The 24,883-nt window shown below is 75.1% G+C and carries 25 protein-coding genes and 1 riboswitch; of the genes, 16 read left to right on the forward strand and 9 right to left on the reverse strand.

Features of this window, described 5'->3' with window-relative positions; translation table 11 throughout:
- Positions 1-15 precede the first annotated feature (15 nt).
- The 5 genes from OOT42_RS03860 to OOT42_RS03880 all read left to right on the forward strand — a co-directional run bounded on the left by OOT42_RS03860 (position 16) and on the right by OOT42_RS03880 (position 5,380).
- Positions 16-627: a CAP domain-containing protein gene (locus tag OOT42_RS03860; RefSeq protein ID WP_273653635.1), complete on the forward strand. Its 612-nt coding sequence runs from the start codon at positions 16-18 to the stop codon at positions 625-627.
- A gap of 108 nt (positions 628-735) precedes the next feature.
- Positions 736-1,158, forward strand: coding sequence for a MarR family winged helix-turn-helix transcriptional regulator (locus OOT42_RS03865; RefSeq protein ID WP_273653636.1), 423 nt, complete (start codon positions 736-738; stop codon positions 1,156-1,158).
- Complete coding sequence (locus OOT42_RS03870; protein WP_273653637.1) at positions 1,155-2,498, forward strand: MFS transporter; 1,344 nt, start codon at positions 1,155-1,157, stop codon at positions 2,496-2,498. The genes OOT42_RS03865 and OOT42_RS03870 overlap by 4 nt, the downstream gene beginning before the upstream one ends.
- A 92-nt stretch (positions 2,499-2,590) precedes the next feature.
- The gene (locus OOT42_RS03875; protein ID WP_273653638.1) at positions 2,591-4,522 is read left to right on the forward strand and encodes a DUF4012 domain-containing protein; all 1,932 of its coding nucleotides are present in this window, start codon (positions 2,591-2,593) and stop codon (positions 4,520-4,522) included.
- Between the two features lie 153 nt (positions 4,523-4,675).
- Positions 4,676-5,380 carry a peptidase gene (locus OOT42_RS03880; protein ID WP_273653639.1) on the forward strand — a complete coding sequence of 235 codons (705 nt, stop codon included), beginning with the start codon at positions 4,676-4,678 and terminating at the stop codon, positions 5,378-5,380.
- A gap of 123 nt (positions 5,381-5,503) precedes the next feature.
- Here the strand turns inward: OOT42_RS03880 and serC are convergent, their stop codons facing one another.
- Complete coding sequence (gene serC, locus OOT42_RS03885) at positions 5,504-6,649, reverse strand: phosphoserine transaminase (protein ID WP_273653640.1); 1,146 nt, start codon at positions 6,647-6,649, stop codon at positions 5,504-5,506.
- 114 nt (positions 6,650-6,763) lie between these two features.
- On the opposite strand from serC, the gene OOT42_RS03890 reads away from it, so the two are divergent.
- The 4 genes from OOT42_RS03890 to OOT42_RS03905 all read left to right on the forward strand — a co-directional run bounded on the left by OOT42_RS03890 (position 6,764) and on the right by OOT42_RS03905 (position 10,698).
- Positions 6,764-7,465, forward strand: coding sequence for a metal-dependent transcriptional regulator (locus tag OOT42_RS03890; RefSeq protein ID WP_273653641.1), 702 nt, complete (start codon positions 6,764-6,766; stop codon positions 7,463-7,465).
- A gap of 247 nt (positions 7,466-7,712) precedes the next feature.
- A riboswitch (cyclic di-AMP (ydaO/yuaA leader) is annotated at positions 7,713-7,909 on the forward strand.
- 2 nt (positions 7,910-7,911) lie between these two features.
- Positions 7,912-8,685: a C40 family peptidase gene (locus OOT42_RS03895; RefSeq protein WP_273653642.1), complete on the forward strand. Its 774-nt coding sequence runs from the start codon at positions 7,912-7,914 to the stop codon at positions 8,683-8,685.
- A gap of 267 nt (positions 8,686-8,952) precedes the next feature.
- Positions 8,953-9,558, forward strand: coding sequence for an HNH endonuclease (locus OOT42_RS03900; RefSeq protein WP_273653643.1), 606 nt, complete (start codon positions 8,953-8,955; stop codon positions 9,556-9,558).
- Positions 9,559-9,762: 204 nt separating this feature from the next.
- Entirely contained in the window at positions 9,763-10,698 is a 936-nt protein-coding gene (locus OOT42_RS03905) for a universal stress protein (protein WP_273653644.1), read from the forward strand.
- An 18-nt stretch (positions 10,699-10,716) separates the two neighbouring features.
- On the opposite strand, the gene OOT42_RS03910 is transcribed toward OOT42_RS03905, so the two are convergent.
- Positions 10,717-11,205 (reverse strand): Lrp/AsnC family transcriptional regulator, encoded by a 489-nt coding sequence (locus OOT42_RS03910; protein WP_162352962.1) that lies wholly within the window; start codon positions 11,203-11,205, stop codon positions 10,717-10,719.
- A 224-nt stretch (positions 11,206-11,429) separates the two neighbouring features.
- Between OOT42_RS03910 and OOT42_RS03915 the strand changes: the two genes are divergently transcribed.
- Positions 11,430-12,515, forward strand: coding sequence for a CAP domain-containing protein (locus OOT42_RS03915; protein ID WP_273653645.1), 1,086 nt, complete (start codon positions 11,430-11,432; stop codon positions 12,513-12,515).
- Positions 12,516-12,673: 158 nt separating this feature from the next.
- Here OOT42_RS03915 and rocD read toward each other — a convergent pair whose 3' ends face one another.
- From rocD to OOT42_RS03930, 3 genes are all read right to left on the reverse strand, one after another.
- The gene (gene rocD / locus OOT42_RS03920; RefSeq protein WP_273653646.1) at positions 12,674-13,894 is read right to left on the reverse strand and encodes an ornithine--oxo-acid transaminase; all 1,221 of its coding nucleotides are present in this window, start codon (positions 13,892-13,894) and stop codon (positions 12,674-12,676) included.
- 2 nt (positions 13,895-13,896) lie between these two features.
- A complete protein-coding gene (gene ddaH, locus OOT42_RS03925; protein WP_273653647.1) occupies positions 13,897-14,745 on the reverse strand; it encodes a dimethylargininase in 849 nt (282 codons plus the stop codon).
- A 141-nt stretch (positions 14,746-14,886) separates the two neighbouring features.
- Positions 14,887-15,342 carry an SRPBCC family protein gene (locus OOT42_RS03930; RefSeq protein WP_273653648.1) on the reverse strand — a complete coding sequence of 152 codons (456 nt, stop codon included), beginning with the start codon at positions 15,340-15,342 and terminating at the stop codon, positions 14,887-14,889.
- A gap of 179 nt (positions 15,343-15,521) precedes the next feature.
- Here OOT42_RS03930 and OOT42_RS03935 point away from each other — a divergent pair, with 179 nt between their 5' ends.
- Positions 15,522-16,514, forward strand: a complete 993-nt coding sequence (locus OOT42_RS03935; protein ID WP_273653649.1) for an aldo/keto reductase — start codon at positions 15,522-15,524, stop codon at positions 16,512-16,514.
- A 134-nt stretch (positions 16,515-16,648) separates the two neighbouring features.
- Here the strand turns inward: OOT42_RS03935 and OOT42_RS03940 are convergent, their stop codons facing one another.
- The 3 genes from OOT42_RS03940 to OOT42_RS03950 form a co-directional block, all read right to left on the reverse strand.
- Entirely contained in the window at positions 16,649-17,476 is an 828-nt protein-coding gene (locus OOT42_RS03940; protein ID WP_273653650.1) for a hypothetical protein, read from the reverse strand.
- Positions 17,477-17,480: 4 nt separating this feature from the next.
- Positions 17,481-18,047, reverse strand: coding sequence for an OsmC family protein (locus OOT42_RS03945; protein WP_273653651.1), 567 nt, complete (start codon positions 18,045-18,047; stop codon positions 17,481-17,483).
- A gap of 119 nt (positions 18,048-18,166) precedes the next feature.
- On the reverse strand, positions 18,167-18,598 hold the full coding sequence (locus OOT42_RS03950) for a VOC family protein (protein WP_273653652.1): 432 nt from the start codon (positions 18,596-18,598) through the stop codon (positions 18,167-18,169).
- A 156-nt stretch (positions 18,599-18,754) separates the two neighbouring features.
- On the opposite strand from OOT42_RS03950, the gene OOT42_RS03955 reads away from it, so the two are divergent.
- The gene (locus OOT42_RS03955; RefSeq protein WP_273653653.1) at positions 18,755-19,942 is read left to right on the forward strand and encodes an AI-2E family transporter; all 1,188 of its coding nucleotides are present in this window, start codon (positions 18,755-18,757) and stop codon (positions 19,940-19,942) included.
- Here OOT42_RS03955 and OOT42_RS03960 read toward each other — a convergent pair.
- Positions 19,919-21,259 (reverse strand): MFS transporter, encoded by a 1,341-nt coding sequence (locus tag OOT42_RS03960; RefSeq protein ID WP_273653654.1) that lies wholly within the window; start codon positions 21,257-21,259, stop codon positions 19,919-19,921. The two genes, OOT42_RS03955 and OOT42_RS03960, sit on opposite strands and share 24 nt — an antisense overlap.
- A 161-nt stretch (positions 21,260-21,420) precedes the next feature.
- On the opposite strand from OOT42_RS03960, the gene OOT42_RS03965 reads away from it, so the two are divergent.
- From OOT42_RS03965 to OOT42_RS03980, 4 genes are all read left to right on the forward strand, one after another.
- Positions 21,421-21,831: a PPOX class F420-dependent oxidoreductase gene (locus OOT42_RS03965; protein WP_273653655.1), complete on the forward strand. Its 411-nt coding sequence runs from the start codon at positions 21,421-21,423 to the stop codon at positions 21,829-21,831.
- A gap of 84 nt (positions 21,832-21,915) precedes the next feature.
- A complete protein-coding gene (locus tag OOT42_RS03970; RefSeq protein ID WP_273653656.1) occupies positions 21,916-22,830 on the forward strand; it encodes an ATP-grasp domain-containing protein in 915 nt (304 codons plus the stop codon).
- 96 nt (positions 22,831-22,926) lie between these two features.
- A complete protein-coding gene (locus OOT42_RS03975) occupies positions 22,927-23,970 on the forward strand; it encodes a serine hydrolase domain-containing protein (RefSeq protein ID WP_273653657.1) in 1,044 nt (347 codons plus the stop codon).
- Positions 23,971-23,999: 29 nt separating this feature from the next.
- Positions 24,000-24,851: a MerR family transcriptional regulator gene (locus tag OOT42_RS03980; protein WP_273653658.1), complete on the forward strand. Its 852-nt coding sequence runs from the start codon at positions 24,000-24,002 to the stop codon at positions 24,849-24,851.
- The last annotated feature ends 32 nt before the right edge of the window (positions 24,852-24,883 follow it).

The raw sequence follows: 24,883 nt of genomic DNA on the forward strand, positions 1-24,883 counted from the left end.
CGTTACGGTGACCCGGTGACGGGTGGTCCGACGACGGGTGGGGCGCCGGGTCGGTCCGACGACAGGCCGGCTCCCGCGTCGTCGGCGCGGTGGGGCTGGGTGCTCGTCGCCGTGGGCCTGCTGCTGGCGGTCCTGACGGTGGCCGCGTGGTTCGCGACGCGCACGGACGGCATGACGCCGGGGTCGCAGGAGGCGTCGGCGGCGACGCCGTCCCCGCCCGCGGCATCGGTCGATCCGCGGGCGCCGTGGTCGGCCGACGAGGCGCCGGGGGCGTACGCGCAGCGGCTCGTCACGGCGACGAACGTGGCCCGGGCGGACGAGGGCCTGCCGACGCTGGCCTGGTCCGGGTGCGCCGCGGAGCAGGCCGGTCTGCGGGCGGACGCGCTGGTCGGCGCCCCCGACCTGACCCACGCGCCGATGGACGACGTCATGGCGGCGTGCGCGGTGTCGGTCGCGGCGGAGAACCTGAGCCGGGGTGCGGCGCCTGCGCAGGAGGTCGTCGACGCGTGGCTCGGGTCGCCGGGCCACCGCGCGAACCTCCTCGACCCGGGGCTGACGTCGGTGGGGATCGCGTGCGCACGCGAGGCCGACGACACCCTCACCTGCTCGCAGGTCTTCCTGGGCTGACCGGACCTGAGCCCGCCTGTCCGGCTCGTCCCCGGACGTCACGGTTCGTCCTCCGCGAACGTGCGCGCCACCACTCATTACGCAAGGTAATGAGTTAGAGTAATCACCATGCCCACCGCCCCCGCTCTCGCCGGAGAGCTCCGCATCGCCGTCGGTCGGGCGTCGCGACGGATCCGTGCCGAGCGTGGTGCCCAGGGCCTCACCGACCCGCAGTTCACGGTGCTCGCCTGGCTCGCCAAGGACGGCCCGATGACGCCGGGCCAGCTCGCCGAGGCGGAGCGCATCCAGCCGCCGAGCATGACGCGCACCGTCAACTCCCTCGTCGAGCTCGGTCTGGTGCAGAAGGCCGAGCACCCCACGGACGGCCGCCAGGTCGTCGTCACCCTCACGGACGCCGGCAAGGCGGAGGTCGTCGAGACGCGACGCCGCCGGGACGCCTGGCTGACCGAACGCCTCAAGGGCATGACCAAGGAGGAGCGTCAGCTCCTCGCCGACGCCGCCGAGCTCCTGCGGAGGATCGCCGCCTCATGAGTCCCACGTTCTCCTCGCTCCAGCACCGCAACTACCGGTTGTGGTTCGCGGGGGCCCTGGTGGCGAACGTGGGCACCTGGATGCAGCGCGTCGCCCAGGACTGGCTGGTCCTGACCCAGCTGTCCGACGAGTCCGGCGTCGCGGTCGGCATCACCACGGCCCTGCAGTTCGCGCCCGTGCTGTTCTTGTCCGCGTGGGCGGGGCTGCTCGCGGACCGCGTCGACCGGCGCAAGCTGCTCGTCGCCACGCAGGTCGGCCAGGGCGTGCTCGCGGCCGGGCTGGGTGCGCTCGTGCTGTCCGGGCACGCCGAGCTGTGGCACGTCTACGTCTTCGCGGGGCTGCTGGGCGTCGTCGCCGCGATCGACGGGCCGGTGCGCCAGACGTTCGTCGCGGAGCTCGTGCCCACGAACCAGCTGTCCAACGCGGTCGGCCTCAACAGCGCCTCGTTCAACGCGGCGCGCCTGATCGGCCCGGGCGTCGCGGGGCTGCTCATCGCCTTCGTCGGCACCGGCTGGGTGTTCGTCATCAACGCGGTGACGTTCGCGGCGACGATCTTCTCGCTGACCCGGATGCGCACGAGCGAGCTGCGCCGCATGCCGACCGTCCCGCGCGCGAAGGGCCAGATCCGCGAGGGCATCCGCTACGTGCGGGGGCGCAGCGACATCCTCGTGATCATGGTCGTCGTCTGCGTGATCTCGACGTTCGGCCTCAACTTCCAGATGACGTCCGCGATGATGGCGCGCACCGAGTTCGGCCGCGGCGCGGGGGAGTACGGCATCCTCGGCTCGGTCCTCGCGATCGGCTCGCTGACGGGTGCCCTGCTCGCCGCCCGACGCGAGCGGCCGCGCGTGCGGCTCGTCATCGGCGCCGCGTTCGCGTTCGGCATCGCGACCGGCGTCATGGCGCTCATGCCGACGTACCTGACGTACGCGATCTCGGCGATCCCCGTCGGTCTCGCGTCGCTGACGATGATGACGGCCGCCAACGCGACCATCCAGCTCAGCACCGACCCTGCCGTGCGCGGCCGCGTCATGGCGCTGTACATGATGGTGTTCCTCGGGGCGACGCCCGTCGGGTCGCCGATCGTCGGCTGGATCGGCGAGACGTTCGGCCCGCGCTGGTCGGTCGGCATCGGCTCGATCACCGCGCTGCTGGTCGCGACCGGCGCCGCCCTGTGGGCCCGCCGCGCGTGGCACGTGCAGGTCCGCTACCGGTGGCGCGCCCGCCCCCACCTCCAGGTGCTGCACCCGGACCCGGCCGACGAGGTGCCGACGCCGCGCTCGGAGACCGCGCTGCGCCTGGGCACCGACCAGGCGACCAACACGCGCTCGGTCGCCTGACACCGTCGGCGTCCGAGCCGGCTGCGGGGCGGCCGGGTGAATCCACCGGGTGATCGTGTCGGGCGGTTCGTCCGGCATGTCACGATCGCCGGGTGAGCACGCACGTCGGCGCCCCAGGCCCCGGTCCGGAGGGGACCTCGGCCGGCGCTGCCGACCCGCGCGGCTCCGGGGCCGACGACGACGGGCCGACCGGCGGCGCGCCGTCCCCGGCCGGCGACGCGTCGGCACCGGCCGCCGCCGACCCGGCCGCGGCCGCCCGCGACCGGCGTGCACGGCGTCGTCGGATCACGGGCCGCGTCGTGGTCGTGCTCGTCGTCCTGCTCGCGGTGGTCCTGCTGCTCGCGGGCTGGCTGGCGTTCCGTGCGGTCCAGACGGTGAACGCCCTCACCGACGCCAAGGACGCGGTCTCCGACGTGCGCGGCGCGCTCGACGACGGCGACACCCGGACCCTCGAGGCGGCGCTGCCGCAGATCCAGGACGCGACCGGGCGCGCGCACGCGTCGTCGTCGGACCCGGTGTGGCGGCTCGCGGAGCACCTGCCGCGGGTCGGGCCGCAGCTCGTGGCCGTGAGCACGGTGTCCGCGGCGCTCGACGACGTCTCGACGGGCGCGCTGCCCGCCGCGACGACCGTCACGGACCTGCTGGGCGACGGGACGAGCATCCGGGGCGCGGACGGCCGCATCGACCTCGAGCCGTTCGTCGCCGCGGCACCGGACCTCGTCGACGCCGCCGCCGTGGCGCGCACCGCGTCGGCCGACGTCGCGCGCATCGACACCACGGAGCTCGTCGGACCGCTGGTGAGCCCGGTCGAGGAGGCCCGCGACGGCCTCGCGCAGGTCGCGGGCGCGCTCGACGCGGGTGCCCAGGCGGCGACCATGCTGCCGCCGATGCTCGGGAGCGAGGGGCCGCGCACCTACCTGGTGGCGGCGCTCAACAGCGCCGAGCTCCGCACGGCGGGCGGGATCGTCGGCAGCCTCGCCGTGATCCGCGCGGACGACGGTGCGCTCTCGCTCGTCGACCAGCGCAGCACGGACGAGCTCAAGGGGCTCGCGGAGCCGGTCCTGCCGCTCACCGAGGAGGAGCTCGCCGTCGAGGGCCCGGGTCTCGGCCGGTTCGTGCAGAACGCGGTCATGACGCCGGACTTCCCGCGCTCGGCGCAGCTGCTGGCGGCGCGCTGGCAGCAGGACGTGGGCGGCGCCGTCGACGGTGTTGTCGCGACGGACCCCGTCGCGGTCGCGGCGCTCCTGCGCGAGGTCGGCCCGGTCACGGAGCCGGGCGGCACGACGCTCGACGCCGACACCCTGCTCGCGACGCTGCTGCACGACGCCTACCTGCGGTACCCCGACCTGCGCGCCGCGGACTCGTTCTTCGCGGACGTGGCGTCGACGATCTTCGGCGCGCTCGGCTCCGGCGGCGGGGACGTGCGCGGCCTCGTGGAGGTGGCCGCGGACGCCGGGGAGGAGGGCCGGATCCGGGTCTGGTCGGCCCACCCCGCGGAGCAGGAGCGGCTCCTCGCGACGGCGCTCGGCGGCGCCTTCCTGTCGGGACCGTTCGACGACGCCGCGGGCGTGTTCCTCAACGACGGCACCGCGGGCAAGCTCGACTACTACCTGCGCCCGACGCTCACGGTCGAGGAGCTGCGCTGCACGGGCGCGCAGCCGTCCGCGACGGTGCGCCTCGACCTCGCGTACGACCCGCCGGCCGACGTCGCGTCGTTCCCCGAGAACGTCACCGGCACGAGCGGCGTGGTGCCCGTGGGGTCGCTCGCCACGAGCATCACGCTCTACGGGCCCGTCGGCGGTGCCCCGCAGGGTCTCGTGACGGACCAGGGCGTCGTCGGCGGCAGGTCCGCGACGGTCGCCGGGCGGCCGGTCACCGTCGCCGGCTCGCGGCTCGACCCGGGCGGCCGGGCGACCTACCGGTTCGAGGTCCCGGTGCGCGACGGCCGCCTCAGCGTGTGGACGACGCCCAGCCTGACGAGCCCGGGCAGCGTCGCGGCGACCTGTCCCGGCGCCGACCGCTGACGCCCGCTCACCCGCGCGGGTGACCAGGACCGTGCTGGGCGCGCGCGACCGGGTGATTGTCCGAAATCACCCGATCTTCCCCTGGGGTGCGCCGGACCGGGCGGGGGAGGATGAGCACGAATTGTCCGTTCTGCCCATCGAGGGAGCAAGGTCATGAGCAAGGTCATCCGGGCATGTGCCACCGCGCTGCTGGTGGCGGCGGCCGCCCTGGGCGTCCCCGCCGTGGCCCAGGCGGAGGTGTACCCGTCGCAGGAGCCCTCCGCGCCCACGCAGGAGCCGTCGGGCCCGCTGTACGGCTGCGAGGGCGACACCGACGAGTACGGCGCCCCGCTGCCGTGCGACCTGACGGTGTCCGTGCTGACGCCGATCTGCGACAACGACGTGCCGAAGCTGCGGTACGCGGTCGTGCCGAACGGCACGCCGAACACCACCGTGACGATCACGTGGGTCAACCCCGGCGGCCCGGACGTCGTGCAGTCCGGCCTGCCGCTGTCGGGCACGGTCCTGTGGCCCGGCGCGGTGGTCGGCCCCGACGGCAAGGGGGCCGACTGGCCCGGCTGGAGCCAGCTGTCCGACGGCTCGTGGGTCGAGGGTGACGAGTTCGACTGGGTCCGCCCGTCGGTGAGCGTGAACTTCGCGGTCAACCCGGAGATGACGACGACCGTCGCCTACCCGCCGTCGAGCCCGAACTGCGCCACCAACCCGCCCGGTGAGGCCGTCCTGGCGTCGAACCAGGTCCTGTCCGCCACGGGCAGCAACACCGCGCCGCTGCTGTGGGCCGGTGCCGGCCTGCTCGTCGTGGGTGCGGGTGCCGTCACCGCCGTGACGCTGGTCCGCCGCCGGCACGAGGCGGCCTGACGCGACGCCGGGGTCGGTCGGAGGGGACCGGTCCCGGGGCCGTCGACGACGAGGCCCGCTCCGCTTCTCGCGGGGCGGGCCTCGTCGCGCGTGCGCCGTGCGCGGTGCGGGCGGCGCCCGTCGTCAGGACAGCTGCTCGACGACGTGGTCGATGCAGGCCGTGAGCGCGAGGACGTCCTCGGGGTCGACCGCGGGGTACATCGCGACGCGGAGCTGGTTGCGGCCGAGCTTGCGGTACGGCTCGACGTCGACGACGCCGTGCGCGCGCAGGACCTTCGCGACGGTCGCGGCCTCGATCTCGGGGTCGAGGTCGATCGTGCCGACCACCGACGAGCGCGCGTCCGGCTCGGGCACGAACGGGGTCGCCCAGTCGCGCGACTCGGCCCACCCGTAGAGGTGGCCCGCGGAGGTCGCCGTGCGCTGCGCCGCCCAGGCGAGCCCGCCCTGGCCGAGGATCCAGTCGAGCTGGTCGGCGAGCAGCAGGAGCGTCGCGATCGCGGGGGTGTTGAGCGTCTGGTCGAGCCGTGAGTTCGTGACGGCCGTGGTGAGCGACAGGAACTCCGGCACCCAGCGGTCGCCCGACTCGAGCCGGGCCGCGCGCTCGACGGCGGCGGGGGAGAGGCACGCGAGCCAGAGGCCGCCGTCGGACGCGAAGGACTTCTGCGGCGCGAAGTAGTACGCGTCGGTCTGCGCTACGTCCACCGCGAGCCCGCCGGCGCCCGACGTGCCGTCCACCACGACGAGCGCGCCCTGCTCGCGCGAGCCGGGGACCCGGCGGACGGGGGCGACGACACCGGTCGACGTCTCGTTGTGCGGCCACGCGTACACGTCGACGTCGTCGACGAACGCGGGCACCGCGACCCGGCCCGGTGCGGCGGTCGTGACGACGGGCTCGTCGAGGAACGGCGCGCGCGCCGCCGCGGTGGCGAACTTGGCGCCGAACTCGCCGAACGTCGCGTGCGCGCTGCGGCGCTCGACGAGGCACAGCGTCGCGACGTCCCAGAACGCGGTGGACCCGCCGTTGCCGAGCACGACCTCGTACCCGTCGGGCAGCCCGAACAGCGCGGAGACGCCCGCGCGCACGCGTGCCACGACCTGCCGGACGGGCGCCTGGCGGTGGGACGTGCCGAGGACCGCGGAGCCGGTGCGCGCGAGCGCGTCGAGCTGCTCGGGCCGGATCTTCGACGGACCGGAGCCGAACCGGCCGTCGCGCGGCAGGAGGTGCGCGGGGATCGTCACCGCGGGCGGGGCGTCGCGAACGTCAGGCACGGCCCGAGGATAGGCGGTCACGGCCCCGGACGGTCGGACCGACCAACTAACCTGTCCCCAGCGTCCGGGCGGTCGTCACCCGCCACGGCACGGACTGATGCGGGAGGCGTAGCGGTGAGCGACCTGATCGACACGACGGAGATGTACCTCAAGACGATCTACGAGCTCACCGAGGAAGGGCGCACCCCGCTGCGGGCGCGCATCGCGGAGCGCCTGGGTCACTCGGGGCCGACGGTCTCGCAGACCGTCGCGCGCATGGAGCGCGACGGCCTCGTGGTGGTCACGGGCGACCGGCACCTCGAGCTCACGCCCGACGGCCACGCGAAGGCGGTGCGCGTCATGCGCAAGCACCGGCTCGCCGAGCGCCTGCTCACGGACGTCATCGGCCTGGAGTGGCCGTACGTCCACGAGGAGGCGTGCCGCTGGGAGCACGTGATGAGCGAGCGCGTCGAGAAGCGGCTCGCGTCGCTGCTCGACCACCCGCACTTCGACCCGTACGGCAACCCCATCCCGGGGCTCGCGGAGATCGGCGAGGAGGTCACGCGCGAGGAGTTCCTCGACGGGGTGACGCCGCTGACGGCGGTCTCGCCCGCGCTGGGGCAGGACGGCGGACGCGCGGTCGTCGCGCGCATCGCGGAGCCGCTGCAGGTCGACGTCGAGCTGCTGAGCCGGCTCGCCGACGCGGGCGTGCGCCCGGGCAGCGAGATCGACGTCGAGCGGGGCGACGGCGTCGTGACCGTCGCGGTGCCGGGCTCGGCCACCGTGCTCGACCTGCCCGACGACGTGGCGCGGCACATCTTCGTCGGCACGCGCTGACCGCGGGAGGGCCGTGCGCGGCCCTCCCGCGACACGTCCCGTCCACCCGCGGGTGAGATCGACCACCTGCGCGTGTGCGCGCTCCCACGGCCGGGATGCCGTCGTCCCAGGTCGCCCCGGCGTGTTGCGCTGGCGCGCCGGACAACCGTCCAACAGGAGCCGTATCTCTTCGTGATCGGAACGTGACAATCACGGGAAGGCTCCTGTACGTTCGACCTGCTTCAAGGAACCCTCCTCCGCGAAGCCCTCGAGCGGAACGCCGAACCCTGCCGCCGCCCCGAGGTCCGTACGAACCGCCGGCAGGGGCGGGGGACCCACGTTTTGTGGTCCACCGGAGACGGTGACCTTGGGGTGAAGCCGAGGTGGCAGCAGGACCGCCGCCGACGCCGAGTGTTCTCCCACTCGAACCCGACAGCTCACCTCGCAGGCGACAGGAGAGGCACCTAGTGACCGTGAGCACCACCCGCGCCCGGCACCGGTCTGCGCGTCGTCCCTCGACGCCCCTGACCGAGCTCGCTTCGGCCGCATCGGAGCAGATGGGCACCGTCGGCCGCCGTACGGCCGTCGTCGCCGCGTCCTCCGGCCTCGTCGTCACGATGATCGGTGCCCCCGCGGGCGCCGCGTCGGACAGCTCGGCGGCCGGAGCCCTGAACTCCGTCGACACCGCAGCACTGACCGCGTCCGCGCGTGCCGTGCTCAACACGTCCCCCGTCGTCAGCTCCCCGGCCGAGGCCGCGTGGACCTTCGACGCCCCGACCGTCACGGCCGTCAAGCCGACGCCTCCGCCGGAGACGCGCCGCGCCACGGCGACGACCACGTCGCGCACGGCGGCCCGCACGGCGACGCCCGCCGCGGCGACCACCAACGCGCCGATCCCGCAGTCGGTGGCCGGCAACGCGGTCCTCGAGATCGCCGCCCGCTACGTGGGCACCCCGTACGTCTCCGGTGGCTCCTCGCCCGCCGGCTTCGACTGCTCGGGCTTCGTCTCGTACGTCTACGCGCAGCTCGGCGTCTCCCTGCCGCGCACGTCGTCGGGCATCAAGGCGGCCGCGACCGTCATCTCCCGCGACCAGGCGCAGCCGGGTGACCTCATCTGGAGCCCCGGCCACATCTCGATCTACGCCGGTGGCAACCAGCAGATCGACTCGCCGCGCCCCGGCAAGACGGTCCAGTTCCGCGCGATCTGGCAGTCCTCGCCGGTCTTCCTGCGGGTCGGCTGACACCGAGAACGGCTTCACCGAGGCCCCGACGACGTCCGCGTCGTCGGGGCCTCGTCGTTCCCCCAGGGCGTCGTCCGGCTCGTCGTGGCGTGTGAGGGCGACGGGGGCGGGTCCGTCGTCGTGGACTGTCGTCCGGGCGTTCACCCGCGCCGCGCGCCGACGTCCGATGGCCGTGTCCAGGTCGCCGCGTACGCTGGTCGCGCACCACGCTGTTGCTTCGCCGGGCCGGCAGCCAGCCGGTCCGACCCGTGAGGTCGGGAGGACGCCGTGCTGACCGAGACAACTGCCCTCGCCCCCGAGGGGGGCGGGACGGTCGGCGCGAGCGCGCGTACCGTCACCGCCCCGCCCGCTACCCGGGCGATCCCGTCGGCGCTGTCGTCCGGCGCCCGCTCGCTGCTGCTGAACGCGAGCATGGAACCGCTGTGCATCGTGAGCCTGCGTCGGGCGGTGCTGCTCGTCATGAGCGGCAAGGCGACGGTGCTCGAGACCGACGGCCGCCTGCTGCACTCCGAGCACACGGCCGTGCCGCTGCCGGTCGTGCTCTGCCTGACGCGGTACGTCCACGTGCCCGTGCGCCGGCCCGTGCCACCGACGCGCCGCACCGTCCTGCAGCGCGACGGCCACCGGTGCGCGTACTGCGGCGGCGGGGCCGACACCGTCGACCACGTGCACCCGCGCTCGCGCGGCGGCCGGCACGAGTGGACGAACGTCGTCGCGGCCTGCGTCCGGTGCAACCACCGCAAGGCCGACCGGCTGCTGCACGAGATCGGGTGGGAGCTGCCGTTCCTGCCCCGCGCGCCGCGGTGGTCGGTGACGTTCGGGTCGGCGGCGGTGCGCACCGAGCCGTTGTGGGCCGCGTACGTCCGGTCCTGACAGGGACGTGCCGGCGAGCGGGCACGTGCGCCGGTTCCGGGCGGTCCGTGCAGGTTCCCGGGTCAAGCATGTGTCAAACTACGGTATCGCTGCCGTCTCCTGGGAGCGCGGCGGTGATCCCGGGGGCCACACTGGACCTGGGTGAGGATCCGACGCCGGACGGCGCGCGACGCAGCGGTCGCGCGGCGAGGACGGGAGGCCCCGATGGTGCGGGACGACGTGGTGCTCGTGGGGCTGGACGGTTCGGCCGCCAGCCTGCACGCGCTGGACTGGGCGGCCGCCGAGGCCTCGGTCCGCGGCTGGGGGCTCCAGCTCGTGTGCGCGTACTCGCTGCCGTCGTTCACGGCCGCGTCCCTCGACGGCGGCTACGCGGCGCTCGACGACACCGCGATCCAGCAGGGCGCGAAGGCGGTGCTCGCCGAGGCGTCGGCCCGGGTCGCCGCCTCCGGTGTGCCGGTCACCGCGACCGTGCAGACCGGGGACGCCGCGGGCGTGCTGGTCGAGATGTCGCACCGCGCCCGGCTCGCGGTCGTCGGGACCCGGGGCCGTGGCGGCTTCGCGGACCGGTTGCTCGGCACGGTGTCGTCCGCGCTGCCGGCGCACGCCTTCTGCCCGACGGTCGTCGTCCCGCTCCGGGAGGGGGGCCGTGCTCTCGCCGACGACGCCGCGCTGCCCGCGGTCAAGCCCGTCCGCCGGATCGTCGTCGGCGTCGACGGGTCGCCGCAGGCCGAGCGGGCGCTGGCGTACGCGATCACCGAGGCCGCGGCCTGGGGCGCGGAGGTGCACGCCGTCGCCGGCGTGCCGGCCAGCTCGCTCAGCGGGGTGCTCGCGTGGTTGCCCGACACGGTCGACCACGACCAGGTGCTCAAGGACGTCGCCGAGGGGCTCAACGTGGTCGTGGACCGCGCGCTGCTCGAGCACCCCGAGGTCGTCGTGAAGCGGCACGCGCTCGACGGCGGCGGCGCCGAGCTCCTCACGGAGTTCTCCGTCGCGACCGACCTCATCGTCGTCGGGTCGCGTGGGCGGGGCGGGTTCGCCGGCCTGCTGCTCGGGTCGACGAGCCAGGCGGTGCTGCACCACTCGGACTGCCCCGTGATGGTCGTGACGAACCGCTGCCAGAAGGACGAGCAGGGCGCCTGACGCGTCGCCGGGCCCGGCTCAGTCGTCCGCGGCCGGGTCCGCGGGCACGTCGGGCCGGCGCACGAGCGCCGACAGGACGACGGTCGACCGGGTCCGGGACACGAACGGCTCCGCCGCCAGGCGCTCCACGACCCGCTCCAGGTGCCGCATGTCCCGCGCGCGCACCTGCACGACGAGGTCCACGTCGCCCGTGACGGTGCTCGCCGCGACCACCTCGGGGTACTGCTCGACCGCGTCGCGCATCGTCGCGGGGCTCGTGGAGCCCTGGCAGAACAGCTCGACGAACGCCTCGGTGTGCCAGCCCATCGCGGCGGGGTCGAGCCGCACGGTGAACCCGCGGATGACGCCCGCCGCGCGCAGCCGGTCCACCCGTCGCTTCACCGCGGGTGCCGACAGCGACACCTGCTGCCCGACCTGCGCGAACGTCGCGCGCGCGTCCTGGGCGAGGACCCGCAGGATCGCGGCGTCGAGGGCGTCGGTGCCGGAGTCGTCTCGCACGAGGTCCATCTTCCCGGACGTGGGGCGGCCCCGGTCCGTCCTGGGCGCGTGTCCGCGTTCGGGTGGCGACATCGGGGCGCACCCGACACCCTGGCGGAGATCGAACGAAAGGGAACGGATCGCTCAAGACCGACCATGCGCGTGCCGAAGGGATAGTCGAGCCCCGCCACCGCCGACCGGTGGAGGGGTCGTCATTCGGGGGGAGACGAATGGACGTGGACTCGAAGGACAGCGTGACGCAGACCGTCGCGCCGGTGGACGGTGCCCGCACCGCGGCGCCCGCCGGCACGATCCCGACGCAGCGCACCCGCGCGGGCGGGCCCCGCCCGCACGGCGGTCGCAGCCGTCGCACCTGGTACGTCGTGGCGGGCGGTCTCGCACTCGTCCTCGCGGGCACGACGACCGGGGTGGCCGCCCAGCGGTCCGCCGCGCTGCGCGAGGAGCAGGTCGCCGAGGCCCGTCTGCGGATCTCCGCCGTGCTGCCCGCGGCGACGACGGACGCCGGGGTCCGCGACGCGCTCGACGCGCAGGCCGCCACCGCCGTCTACACCTCCGCCCGGACCGCGGCGGCGACGTCCGCCCAGCAGGTCGTCGAGCACGCGCTCGCGACGCTCGTCGCCTCCCCGCAGGCCGGCGACGGCCCGCGGGGCCAGCTGTACACCGCGGCGGGCACCGTGAGCACCGCGATCGCCGGGCCGAACGTCAGCATCACCGCGCTGCGCACCGCGACCGGCGGCGTGCCCGGCCTGGAGAAGGCCGTCGTCGACGCGCAGGCCGCGTGGGTGGCCGCCGAGCAGGCCCGCATCGCCGCCGAGCAGGCCGCGGCGGCCGAGGCGGCGCGGCAGGCCGCGGCGCGGGCGTCCACGAAGACCATGGTCAAGCCGCGCTCCACGCGCACGACCACGACCACGACGCAGTCGTCCGGCGGTACCGCGGCGCCCGCGCCGACCGGCGGCGTGCCCGCGGGCGGCAAGGTCTGCCAGGGCTCCGGCGGGGCGGCGGCCGAGGCGAGCGCCGGTGCGGTGGGTCAGGCCATCAACGCCTACCGTGCGTCGGCCGGACTCGGCGCACTGTCGATCTCGCGGTCCGGCAGCCTCACGTCGCACGCGCTGAACATGGCCGCGACGGGCGGGATCTGGCACTCGGGCGGCGACAACATCGTCGGGTGCGTGAGCAACGGCAGCGCGTCGTCGCTCGTGGCCGCGTGGTCGCGGTCGCCCGGGCACAACGCGCAGATGCTGCGCACCGACGTCTCCAGCATGTCGGTCGGCGCCGCCACGAGCGCCGGGTGGCTCTTCGGGGCTGTCCGCTTCAGCTGACCCACGCCGGCCCGCCGCTGCGCGGGCCGACGACAGGGCCCGGGCGACACGTCTTCCGGGCCCTGTCGCGTCCGGAGGGAAGGGCAGTCCGGACGGATGGCGCGGCGCCGGGCCGCGCACCGTGCGTGGTGCGGGGCCTCGCGCCGGCCCGACGGCCGTCAGGGCAGCGCGTCGGCGAGGCGGTCGAGCGCCGTGTCGAGGTCGGCGGGCGACATCGTGAGCGGCGGTGCGATGCGGATGGTGCGCCCGTGCGTGTCCTTCGCGAGCACGCCGCGCTCCAGCAGGCGGCTGCACAGCTCGCGGCCGGTCGCGGGACCGCCCGGGCGTCCGGGGGCGACGTCCATCCCGGCCCACAGCCCGACGCGTCGCACGGCGGCGAGCCGCCCCGCGTCGACCAGGGCGTCGAGGCGCCCGCCCATGTGGGTGCCGAGCTCCCGCGCCCGCGCCTGCGGCTCGCCGGTCGCGAGCAGGTCGACCACGGCGAGGCCCACCGCGCAGGCCAGCGGGTTGCCGCCGAACGTCGACCCGTGCGTGCCCGCGGTGAGGACGCCCAGGACGTCGTCGCGGCCCACGACGGCGGACACCGGGACGATGCCGCCGCCGAGCGCCTTGCCGAGCGTGACGAGGTCCGGCCGGACGCCCCACAGCTCGCTCGCGAGCGTCGTCCCGGTGCGGCCGAGTCCGCTCTGGATCTCGTCGACGACGAGCAGGACGTCGGCCGCGGTGCACGCCGCGCGCACGGCCGGCAGGTAGTCCGGCGGCGGCACGACGACGCCCTGCTCGCCCTGCACGGGCTCCAGCAGGACCGCGACGGTGTCCTCGTCGAGCTCGGCCTCCAGCGCCGCCGCGTCGCCGTACGGGACCCGCACGAACCCGGGCGTGTACGGACCGAAGCCGTCGCGCGCGTCCGGGTCGCCCGAGAACGACACGATCGTCGTCGTCCGGCCGTGGAAGTTGCCGTCGACGACGACGATGCGCGCACGGCCTGCGGGCACGCCCTTGACGTCGTAGCCCCACTTGCGGGAGGCCTTGATCGCCGTCTCGACGGCCTCGGCGCCCGTGTTCATCGGCAGCACCATCGGCGTGCCGACGAGGAGCGGCCCGACCAGCGCCGCGAGCCGGTCGGCGAACGGGTGCAGCAGGTCGTGGTCGAACGCGCGCGACGTGAGCGTGAGCCGGTCGAGCTGCGCGTGGGCCGCCGCGACGAGCGCCGGGTGCCGGTGCCCGAAGTTGAGCGCGGAGTACGCCGACAGCAGGTCCAGGTAGAGCCGGCCGTCGGTGTCCGTCACCCAGGAGCCCTCGCCGGAGACGAGGGTCACGGGCAGCGGGTCGTAGTTCCGCGCGAGCGTCGACGTCCGGGCGTCCTGCAGCGCGGTCATCGTCAGTCTCCCGTCGGTGCCCCGGCCGGACGGATCTCGAGCGTGCAGCACTTCGCGCCGCCGCCGCCCTTGAGCAGCTCCGTGGTCTCGACCGGGATGGGGGTGTACCCGCGCTCGCGCAGCGCGGCGGCGAGGTCGGTCGCGGCGGGCGCGACGACGACGTTCTGCCCGTCGGAGACGGCGTTGAGGCCGAGCGCGACGGCGTCCTGCTCGGTCGCGAGCACCGCGTCCGGGAACAGCTGCTGGAGCACCGACCGCGACCCCGCGGAGAACGCGGGCGGGTAGTAGGCGATCTGCGGGTCGCCCGGGTCGCTCGACAGGACCGCCAGGGCGGTGTCGAGGTGGTAGTAGTGCGGGTCGACCAGCTCGAGCGACACGACGGGCCGGCCGAACAGCTCCTGCGCCTCGGCGTGCGCGGCCCGGTCGGTGCGGAACCCGGTGCCCGCGAGGACCATGTCGCCGACGACGAGCATGTCGCCCTCGCCCTCGTTGACCTGCGCCGCGGTGTGCGTGACGAAGCCGCGGTCGGCGAACCACTTCTGGTACGCCGGGCCCTCCGGGCCGCGCTCGGGGTAGCGGAACCGCGCCGAGTAGACGACGCCGTCCACGACGGTCGCGCCGTTCGCCGCGTAGACCATGTCCGGCAGGCCGTCGATCGGCTCGATGGTGTCGACGCGGTGGCCCAGGTCGAGGTAGGTGTCGCGCAGCGTGCGCCACTGCCGGACGGCCAGGTCGACGTCGGTGTACCGCGTCTTGTCCATCCAGGGGTTGATCTCGTACGAGACGGTGTAGAAGCGCGGCTCGCACATCAGGTAGTGGCGGCGCGTGGCACCGGGGGCGGTCGTCGTCATCGTGCTCCTCGTGGGGACGGCGGGAACGGACGGCAGTCATGTCGAGCCTAGGGGCCGCCCGTGACGCAAGCCGACACCGCGGATTGCGCGTCGGAGGCAGATCTGTTGCGTCGCTCGCGGATCCGGCGTCGATCCGTTGCGTCAGAGGTGGTGCGCCTCGTCCTGCCGCGCCTCCGACGTCGCCAGCCGCAACGCGCGCCGCACCATGAGCGCCAGGAACGGTGCCGCCGCCGCCCGGGTCAGCGCCGCCGGCACCGGACCGGCCAGGTGCACCGACTCCGTCCACGACACGCGCGCGCTGTCCGCCCCCAGCGCCACGACCTCGATGCGCGCCGTCCCGCGCAGCACCCGCCCGACCTTCGTGAACTCCGCGACGCCCGGTGCGTCGCCCTGCGGCGGGTCGAACCGGTCGACGCGCATCCGGTCGACGAGCCCGCCGCCGCCCCGGCGCGCCCGCGGACCCGTCACCGCGACCACGTAGCCGTCCGCGACGTCGACCCGCGTCAGCGGGACCCACCGCGCGTGGTTCCGCGCGTCCGCGACCAGGTCCCACGCGCGCGGGGCCGGCAGGGGGAGGACCTGCGTCGTCGTCGTCATCGTGTCTCCCTCCGCGGGTCGACCGCCGCCCGTCGTCCCCCATCCTGCGGTGCTCGGCGCGGGTCGGCGCGGCGGGCCGGCGCGCGGCGTCGCCGCGGTGCAGCCGGGCCGGTGCCGGGCGGGTGCGGGCGGGGCCGCCGTGCACGAGAGGGCGCCGCGGTCGGGGTAGCGTCGTCCACATGGAGACGCGGGTTCTGGGACGCACGGGTCGGAGCGTCGGGGTCGTCGGCCTCGGCTGCTGGCAGCTGGGAGGGGACTGGGGCGACGTCGGCGACGACACCGCGCTGGAGATCCTCGACGCCGCCGTCGACGCGGGCGTCACCTTCCTCGACACCGCGGACGTCTACGGCGACGGCCGCTCCGAGCGCCTCGTGGGCCGCTTCCTCGCCGCCCGCGGCGGGACCGGGTCCGGGCTGACCGTCGCCACCAAGATGGGCCGCCGCGCCGACCCGCACGTCGCCGACGCCTACACGCTCGACGCGTTCCGCGGCTGGACCGACCGCTCGCGCGCCAACCTCGGCGTCGACACGCTCGACCTCGTGCAGCTGCACTGCCCGCCCACGGCCGTGCTGTCGCGCGAGTCGACCTACGACGCGCTCGACACGCTCGTCGACGAGGGCCGCGTCGCGGCCTACGGCGTCTCGGTCGAGACCGTCGAGGAGGCGCTCACCGCGATCGCGCGACCGAACGTCGCGTCGATCCAGATCATCCTCAACATCTTCCGCCGCAAGCCGCTCGACGAGGTGCTCCCGGCGGCCGTCGACGCCGGGGTCGGCATCATCGCGCGCGTGCCGCTCGCGTCCGGGCTGCTGTCCGGCAAGTACGACGAGCACACGACGTTCGCCGCCGACGACCACCGGAGCTTCAACCGGCACGGCGAGGCGTTCGACGTCGGCGAGACGTTCTCCGGGGTGCCCTACGACGTCGGCGTGGCCGCCGCGCGCGAGGTCGCCGCGCTCACGCCCGCGGGCGCGACCACCGCGCAGCTCGCCCTGCGCTGGATCGTCGAGCAGCGCGGCGTCTCCGTCGTCATCCCCGGCGCCCGCACGCCCGACCAGGCGCGCGCGAACGCGGCCGCCGCGGACCTCGCGCCGCTGGGAGCGGACACGTCGGAGCGCCTGCGCGCGATCTACGACGAGCGCGTCCGGGAGCACGTGCACGCCCGCTGGTGACCCGCGGGCCGGCCGTCGCGGTGACGGTGCACGTCACGAGCGCCGCACGGCCGGTCCCGTCACCGGGCCGCCCGGTCCCGCACCCGCCGCGCACCCTGTCGGCGGGCGCGCGGCGGCGCCGAGCAGGGCGGACGTCAGGACTCGTCCGGCGCCGAGCTCTGGTCCGGGACCTTGGGGGTGCGGCGGCCGGACAGCGCGCGGAGCCGGCGACCCGCGCCACGCTGCTCGGGGACCGCGGTCAGCGTCGGCAGGACCGGTGCGCCGTCCTTGCGGTCGGCGACGATGAGCTTCGGCGTCTCGCCCGCGGCCACGACGATCGTCTCCGGGAACCGCGGCGGCGGCGGGCCGAACGCGGCGCGCGCACCCTGGACGACCGTCCGGCCGAGCGCGCGGGCACCCGTCACGCCGACGACCGCGCCGATCCCGTAGGGCACGAGCCGCCCGAGCGCGAGACCCGTGTGGCGGGTGAGCTGCGTGCGGACCATCTTGCGGGTGAGCGTCGAGTTGACCTTGCGGACCGTCGCCATCGGCATGCGCGTGAGCAGCACGCGCGCGGCGTTCGACGACGTGAACTCGGCCGCGTCACCCAGCACCTTCGCGCCCGACTCGCCGAGGATCGTCGCCAGCAGCAGCGCGCGCCGGCGCTCGACGTCCTCCACGTCGATCCCGTGGACGCTCGCCACGGCCAGCGCGAACGCCGCCGACGCGCCGAAGAACGTCGCCACGTCGCTCGCGGTCAGGGTGATCGCGAGGCCGGTGCCGACGGCCGGAGCCGCGGCGGCCGCACCCACGGCGCCACCGGCGGCTGCGACGACGACCAGGTACTCCTTCTCGAGGAGCCGCACGAGCTCCTCGGGCGTGGCCTCGGGGTTGCGACGGCGCAGCGAGTCGACGTGCGCGTGGATGGTCGACGACGGGATCGTCACCGCCTTCGCGAGGGCGGCCTCGACGAGACGCGGCATCGCGTCAGCGCTCCCCGGTCACCGTCAGGGTGACCGCAGCCCCGTGCTCCAGGGTGCGGCCGACGGTGCAGTGCTGGTCGACCGCGCGGTGCACGACCGTGAGCAGGCGCTCGCGGGCGGCCGGGTCGAGGCTCGACAGGTCGACGACGAGCTCCTCGGCGAACGCGGGGTAGCGGTCCTCGGTGTCGTGCGCCATGCCGCTGACCTTGATCGTCACGTCGACGTCGTCGCCGAGCCGGTGCGCGAGGGCCGCGTCGGACGACAGGCCGCTGCACGCGGCGAGCGCGATCTTCAGCAGCTCGCCGGGCGTGAACCGGCCCTCGTCGCCGATGGACCCGATGAGCACCTCGGCGCCGCGCGACGAGCGGCCCGTGTACTGGCGCTTGCCGGTGCGCTCGACCCACAGCTCGGTGTCGCCGGCGTTCTTCGTCACGTCGGGCGTCGTCGGCACCGCGTGCACGGGTGCGGGCGTGGTCTCCTGCGCGGGCGCCGCGGACTCGGCCGCGGGCGCGTCGGGGGCGGTCGGGACCGCCTGCGGGGAGGCGCCCTGCACCGTCTGGTCGGTCGTCATGCGCTCGATCCTGCCACGCGGCCGTCCGCGCGACCGCTCGGCCCGTGTTCGCCGTGCGAGGACGAGGTGCGGATCCCGTCGACGCCGTGCGGGCCGCCGGGTGCGCTGCCGCCGGGTGGTCAGTCGCCGGTGACGACCACGTCGAGGTAGTGCTGGTTGTACATGAGGCCGACGACGTTGCCGAACGGGTCGACCACGGCCGCGGTCACGAACCCGGCCCCGTACTCGGTGAGGGGCTGGAGCGGCGTCGCGCCCGCGGCGAGGAACTCGTCGAGCGCCTTCTGGACGTCGTCGACCGCCCAGTACGCGACGATCCCGCCCGGCTCGCCGGTGCGCAGCCCGGGCAGCGCGAAGCGGCGGTCGATGATGCCGAGCTCGGTGCCGTGGTCGCCCAGCCGGAACTCGAGGTAGCTCGGCGGTGCGGGCGGCTCGGGGCGGGCGTAGTACGGCTGCACGCCGAGGAGGTCGGCGTACCAGGCGCCGGCGGCGGGGACGTCGTCGGCCCACAGCGAGAGCGTCGAGATCCCGCGGAGCGTGACCGGTGCGGCCATGACCGTTCCTTCCGTCGTGGGCTGGTTCGTCCACGGTACCGACGGGGTCCGACACGTGATCCGGGCACGTCGCCGGCTCGGACGGGGCCTCACGACGGGCGCGCGGCGTGTGGCTGGACGACACCCCCGCCACGCGCCAGGGTGAGCGTGCCGGTGGTGGTCGTCACGACGGAGGTCGGGATGGGCGACGGGACGGGGACGGACGCAACGGGTGCGACGGCGGGGACAAGGGCCGGGCACGCGCAGCGCACGCTCGTGGTGCTGGCCGCGGTCGTCGTCCTCCTGGCGGGCGTGTGGGCGGCGCGGGACCTGCTCGGACCGCTCGCGCTCGGCGCGGTGATCGTCGTGATCGTGCACCCCCTGAGGTTCCCGCTCGAGCGGCGTGGGTGGCCGTCCTGGGCCGCGACCACCGTCGTCGTGGTGGTCGGCTGGCTCGTCATCCTCACGATCGCCGGGCTGATCGCGTTCGCGGTCGCGCGGTTCGCCGTCATGGTCGGCGACTACACCGACGAGCTCGGCGCGGTCGTCGACGACGCGACGCAGCGGCTCGCCGACCTCGGGCTGGCTGGTGCGGCCGCCGACGCGGCGTCGGCCGCGGTCGACCCGGCGCGGCTCGTCGGCGTCGTCGCGTCGCTCGGGTCGTCCGCGCTGTCGCTGCTCGGCGCGCTGTTCGTCGTCTTCGCGTACGTGCTGTTCATGGCCGCGGACGGTGCGCGGTACGCGAGCGCGGGGCGGCTGTTCGGCGACGAGCGGGGGCCGGACCTCGCGCGCATCGCGCGGTTCACGACAGGCGTGCGGCGGTACTACGTCGTCAACGCGACGTTCGGGGCGATCGTCGCGGTGCTCGACGGCATCGCGCTCGCGCTGCTCGGGGTCCCCGCGCCGGTCGTGTGGGCGATCCTCGCGTTCGTCACCAACTTCGTGCCGAACGTGGGGTTCGTGCTCGGGCTCGTCCCGCCCGCGGTGCTCGCGCTCGTCGTGGGCGGGTGGCCCCTCATGCTCGCCGTGATCGCCGTCTACTGCGTGGTCAACGTCGTCCTGCAGGTGCTCGTGCAGCCGAAGTTCGTGAGCGACGCCGTGGACCTGTCGCTCACGCTGAGCTTCGTGTCCGTCGCGTTCTGGTCGTTCGTCATCGGGCCGATCGGGGCGGTCCTGTGCATCCCGCTCACGCTCCTCGTCCGCGCGCTCGTGCTGGAGCCCGACCCGTCGACGCGCTGGCTGCGGTGGCTGTCGGGGGACCGCACGGTCGCCCGCGCGGCGGAACCCGACCGGTCCCCGCCGCCCGTCCCACGACCGGGGCCGCACGCGGGACGTGAGCCGTCAGCGGCCGCGGACCCGGCGTAGCGCCTCGCGCAGCGGCGGCACGACGACGCCGTCCTCCGCCATGAGCGCACGCGTGCGACGGCGGCTCGACAGCACGCCCACCACGCCCACGACCCACGGCACGAGCAGCACGGTGAACGCGACGCGGTAGGCGTCGAGCGAGTACGTCCCCGCGGCGTGCGGCTCGACGAGCTGGAGCACGACGCCCACGCCGAGCAGCCCCGCGATCGTGGACGTGAAGCCACCCGTGTTGACGAACCCGCTCGCGGTGCCGAGGGACGCGGCCGGGGCGAACGTCCGCGCGAAGTCCATCCCGACGAGCGACACGGGGCCGCCCGCGCCGACGAGGACCACGAACACGACCAGCTGCCACATCGGCCGGGGCGTCGACGGGACCAGCAGCCACACCCAGGCGACGAGGGTCACGGCGCAGCTCGCGAGCACCGACCACGACCGGCGGAGCGGGTGCCGCGCGGTGAACCGCCCGACGACCGGCCCGGTGACCATCGCCGTGACGGTGAGGGCCGTGAGCAGCACGCTCGCCTCGGCCGCCGTCCGGTTCTGGGCCGTGACGAAGAACGGGACGCCCCACAGCAGCGCGACGACGTTCGCGCTGAACGGCGTCGCGAAGTGGCTCCAGAAGCCGAGCCGCGTGCCGGGCGGCCGGAGAGCCGCGCGCAGCGCGGGGGCGAGCTTCTCGTGCGCGTGCGCCTCGCGAGGGCGAGGGCTGCGGATGCCCGCGAACGCCACGCCGGCCGCGGCCGCGCCGACCGCGGCGAGCGTGCCGAACGCGGCCGTCCACCCGTGGTGGTGCAGCAACCACGCGACGGGGATCGCCGACGCGAGGTTGCCGGACTGCCCGATGAGCCCCGTGACCTGCACCATCACGGGTGCGCGGTGCGGCGGGAACCACTCGGCGATGAGCCGGATCGCGCTGATGAAGATGCCCGCGTCCCCCGCGCCGAGCAGGACCCGCGCGAGCAGCGCCATCGGGACCGTGTCCGCCAGCGCCAGCAGGAGCTGCCCCACCGCCATCACGAGCGACCCGACGGTGATGACCGCGCGCGGCCCGAACCGGTCGAGGACGCGCCCGGCCGGGATCTGCATGACCGTGTAGAGCACGAGCTGCGCGACGACGAACGAGGACAGCGCCGTCGCGGACAGCGAGAACCGGTCGACGGCCTCCACGCCCGCGACGCCCATCGCGGTGCGGTGCACGACGGCGACGAAGTACGCGGTGACGGCGGCCGCGTAGACCAGGAACGCGCGCCGGGTGCGGGGGTCGGTGAGCGAGGGGGCGTCGGAGCGCGCCGAGGCGGGCGCGGGAACGCGAGTCACGCGAGGGAACCTCTCCGGGAACCGGCCCGCGACGAGACCGCGGTGCGACCGGGGATGCCCACCAGCGTACGTCCGCCACCCGGGACGACCGGACGCCGCGCGTGCTCTCCTGCGGCGACGCGGTGAGACTGTGGCCGACACCACGACGAGAGGACGCCTCCGTGCCGAAGCCCCCGCTGCCCGCCGACGTCGCCGCGCTGCTCGCGCGCCCCAACCCCGCCGTCATGGGCACGATCCACCCCGACGGTCACCCGGTCACCGTCGCGACCTGGTACCTCGTCGAGGACGACGGACGGATCCTGCTCAACCTCGACGCCTCCCGTGCGCGGCTCAAGCACCTGCGCGCGAACCCGCAGGTCTCGCTCACCGCGATCGACGAGGACAACTGGTACACGCACGTGAGCGTCCAGGGGCGCGTGGTCGAGATCCGCGACGACACCGACCTCGCCGACATCGACCGGCTGTCGGTCCACTACGGCGGCAACCCGTACCCCGTGCGCGACCGCGCGCGCGTGAGCGTGCTCGTCGAGATCGACCACTGGCACGGGTGGGGCGCCGCGAAGCAGGACTGAGCCCGTGGGCCGCGCCGTCGACGTCGCGGTGCCGGCCGGACGCGTCGCCGGGCGCGACGTGCGCGCGACGTACAGTCACGTCGCGTGAGCACCTCGACCGCCGCCGTCCCGCCCCGCGTGGGTGTCGTCGTCACCGACCGCTACCCCGTCGACGACATCGACCACGACACCGGCCCGCTCGTCGCCGCGCTGCGCGACCGCGGCGTCGACGCTGCACCCGTCGTCTGGCACGACGCGACCGTCGACTGGGCGGGGCACGACCTGATCGTGCTGCGCAGCCCGTGGGACTACCCCGAGCGGCTCGACGAGTTCCTCGCGTGGCTCGCGCACGTCGAGACCGCGACGCTCGTGCTCAACCCGCCCGCTCTGGTGCGGTGGAACCTCGACAAGCGGTACCTCGCGGAGCTCGCCGAGCGCGGCGTCGCGGTCGTCCCGACGACGTACCGCACCGCGCTCGACGAGGTCCGCGCGGACCTGCGCGGGTTCGCGCCCGACGCGCACGTCGTCCTCAAGCCCGCCGTGTCCGCGGGCGCGCGCGACACCGGTCTGTTCCGCGCGGACGACCCGCGCGCCGTCGACCTCGCCGGGCGGATCCTGTCGTCCGGCGGCGTCGTCATGGTGCAGCCCGAGGTCCCCGAGCTGTCGGCCGGGCACGAGAAGGCCCTCTACGTCATCGGCGGGCGGCTGACGCACGCGATCGCCAAGGGTGCGCTGCTCGCACCCGGCGGCGGGCTCATCGGCGGCGTGTACGTCGAGCACCCCGAGGAGGTGCCCGTCACCGAGGCGGAGGCCGCGTTTGCGCAGCAGGTCGTCGCGGCCGTCGGCGACGCCACCGGTCTGGGCGTGCCGCTGTACGCGCGCATCGACACCGTCGACTCCGCCGAGCACGGCCTCGTGCTCCTGGAGGCGGAGCTGTTCGAGCCGGCGCTCAACCTCCACGTGGTGCCGGAGGTGACCGAGGTCGTCGCGGCGGCGGTGCAGGAGCGGCTGGCGTCCTGAGGCTCGCTCGCCGCGGGTCATTGGGGGCCTTCGGTCCGGCACCCACCCGGACCGAAGGCCCGGCTCGGTGCCCGCGGCCGGTGGTTGGCTGCGTCGGTGGAACCCTCGCTGACCAGCACCGACGTCCGTCCCGCTCGTACGCCGGGGGAGGTGCGGCGGCCCGCGCTCGCGACGGTCGTCGTGCCCGGCGGTGCGCCGCCCGTGGTGACGGTCGACGGTCTCGCCGACACGTCCACAGGTCGTGCGGCCGACGCCTCGACGCCGTTCCACCTCTGCTCCACCGCCAAGACGGTGACGGCCGTCGTCGCCCTGCGTCTCGCGCGCGCCGGCCTGCTCGACCTCGACGCGGACGTGCGCGCCGTGCTCGACGTCGAGGTCGTCCCGCCCGGTCCCGGGCCGACGGTCCGGCAGCTCCTGTCCCACCACGGCGGCGTCGTCGACGCCCCCGACGCGTTCACCCCCGCACCCGACGAGGCGCCGTCCACCGCGGACGTCGTCGCCGGTCGCACCCCCCACCACGCCGGTCCCGTCCGCGTGACCGCGCCTCCCGGCGTCGCGTTCTCCTACACCGACGCCGGCTACTGCCTCGTCGAGCGCGTCGTCGAGACCGTCACGTCGTCGTCCTTCGCGGACGTCGTCCACCGGGAGGTCGTCGAGCCGCTGGGCCTCGCCGCGACGACCGTTTGGGCGGGCGAGCCGACGGCCGCTGGTACTCGCGCCCAGACGCTGGCCCGGGTGGTCGCCACCGCGTGCGCCGGGCACCACCGCGACGGCACCCGCGTGGACGGCGTCCGGGTCCACTACGCCGGACCGTCCGCCTCAGGCCTGTGGTCGAGCCCCGCCGACGTCGCGCTCCTGCTCGCCGACCTGCTGCGCGCCTGGCGCGGCGACGAGTCCGTCCTGCTCGACCCGGCGTCCGCCGCCGCGATGACCGAGGACCGGCACGACGACGGCGTCGGGCTCGGGGTGTTCGTCGACGGGCCGCGCGTCATGACGCAGGGCTGGGGCGTCGGCTTCCAGGCGAAGGTCCTCGCCGACCGCGACGCCGACCGCGCCGTCGCCGTCCTCCTCGCGCGCGACCCGGGCGTCCCGCAGGAGGAGTCCGTCGTCGGCCGCACGGTCTGCACCCTCATGGGCTGAACCCGGCCGTGGTGCTTGACCCTCACGCCGTGTCAGGCTCCAGCGTGGTCGACGCCATGTACACCATCGGAGAGTTCGCCGGCATCGGTCGCGTCAGCGTGCGCATGCTGCGCCACTACGACGCGATCGGCCTGCTGCGGCCGGTCCACGTCGACGACCGCACCGGCTACCGCCGCTACGCACCCGCACAGGTCCCGCACCTGCTGCGCCTCGTCGAGCTCCGCGACCTCGGCGTCGGCCTGGACCGCATCGCGACGGTCCTCGCCGCCGACGACGAGCCGGCGGCATTCGCGCGGGTGCTGCGGGACCGGTTGGGCGAGATCGAGTCGGCCATCGCCGCCGACGCGGCTCGCGCCGACCGGATCCGGCGCACGCTCTCCCGACTCGAAGGAGAAGCCGCGATGACCGTCGCAGTCGACTACCGCACCCTCCCGTCCCTCACCGTCTACGCCCTCGCCGCCCAGGCGCCCGGCATGGGCCCCGAGCACGTGAGCCCCGTCGTCGGGCCGCTCATCGAACGCCTCGACCAGGCCCTCGAGGCCGCCGGCCGGCCGATCCTCGAACCGTCGACCTTCTGGTACGAGCCCCACGACGACGACACGCTCGGCGTCACCGTCTCCTACCCGGCCGGTCCCGACCCGCAGCCCGGCGACGGCTACGACGTCGTCACGCTCCCCGATGTCCCGCTCGCCGCCACGACGCTGCACCGCGGCGACATGACCGGGATCGGCGAGACGTGGATGGCGCTGTTCGAGCAGCTCACCGCCGACGGCTACCGCGTCACCGGCCCGACGCGCGAGGTGTACGTCGAGGCCGAGGGCCACGAGCCCGGACCCGACTGGGTCACCGAGCTCCAGGCCCCCGTCGAGCGCGTGGCCTGAGCCCCCCGACGGTCACCGCCCGGCCGCCCACC

This window comes from Cellulomonas fimi (assembly GCF_028583725.1).
Lineage (GTDB): Bacteria > Actinomycetota > Actinomycetes > Actinomycetales > Cellulomonadaceae > Cellulomonas > Cellulomonas fimi_B.

Bases quoted from the DNA above. Each gene is read 5' to 3' on its own strand.
- OOT42_RS03930 (WP_273653648.1), bottom strand. From the start codon at position 15,342: ATGACGACGACGACGCAGGTCCTCCCCCTGCCGGCCCCGCGCGCGTGG.
- OOT42_RS03865 (WP_273653636.1), top strand. From the start codon at position 736: ATGCCCACCGCCCCCGCTCTCGCCGGAGAGCTCCGCATCGCCGTCGGT.
- OOT42_RS03945 (WP_273653651.1), bottom strand. From the start codon at position 18,047: ATGACGACCGACCAGACGGTGCAGGGCGCCTCCCCGCAGGCGGTCCCG.
- rocD (WP_273653646.1), bottom strand. From the start codon at position 13,894: ATGACCGCGCTGCAGGACGCCCGGACGTCGACGCTCGCGCGGAACTAC.
- OOT42_RS03880 (WP_273653639.1), top strand. From the start codon at position 4,676: ATGAGCAAGGTCATCCGGGCATGTGCCACCGCGCTGCTGGTGGCGGCG.
- OOT42_RS03870 (WP_273653637.1), top strand. From the start codon at position 1,155: ATGAGTCCCACGTTCTCCTCGCTCCAGCACCGCAACTACCGGTTGTGG.
- OOT42_RS03935 (WP_273653649.1), top strand. From the start codon at position 15,522: ATGGAGACGCGGGTTCTGGGACGCACGGGTCGGAGCGTCGGGGTCGTC.
- OOT42_RS03940 (WP_273653650.1), bottom strand. From the start codon at position 17,476: ATGCCGCGTCTCGTCGAGGCCGCCCTCGCGAAGGCGGTGACGATCCCG.
- ddaH (WP_273653647.1), bottom strand. From the start codon at position 14,745: ATGACGACGACCGCCCCCGGTGCCACGCGCCGCCACTACCTGATGTGC.
- OOT42_RS03910 (WP_162352962.1), bottom strand. From the start codon at position 11,205: ATGGACCTCGTGCGAGACGACTCCGGCACCGACGCCCTCGACGCCGCG.
- OOT42_RS03905 (WP_273653644.1), top strand. From the start codon at position 9,763: ATGGTGCGGGACGACGTGGTGCTCGTGGGGCTGGACGGTTCGGCCGCC.
- OOT42_RS03950 (WP_273653652.1), bottom strand. From the start codon at position 18,598: ATGGCCGCACCGGTCACGCTCCGCGGGATCTCGACGCTCTCGCTGTGG.